Raw genomic sequence first — 266 nt, 5'->3', positions numbered from 1 at the left:
CTGACACTGACCCAGAAGGTATTGTTATCCCTATTGGAAACGGAACAGGTCTAGTACAAGTTATTGATAATGAACATTCCAATCACGTACTTCCTTTACTTTGCCCAACTTACTATACTAAGAAAGGTATCCTATGAACATGAAAAAGAGTTTTTTCCAAAAGACTTACAATTTGAATATCAATCTCATCATCCTGATTTTACTCCTACTTCTTCTCAAATTTGCACTTCTACTTCTAGAAAATCAGCTTGAAAATATTGAGATAG

General features: G+C 33.8%; 1 pseudogene. It reads left to right on the top strand.

From position 1 onward, the window contains the following. Positions 1-137: pseudogene (locus C1E99_RS05855) on the top strand (cell division protein FtsK); the annotation flags it as partial. Between the last annotated feature and the right edge of the window lie 129 nt (positions 138-266).

Source organism: Streptococcus suis, from assembly GCF_002964045.1.
Lineage (GTDB): Bacteria > Bacillota > Bacilli > Lactobacillales > Streptococcaceae > Streptococcus > Streptococcus suis_U.
This window is presented reverse-complemented; position numbering and strand designations above follow the sequence as displayed.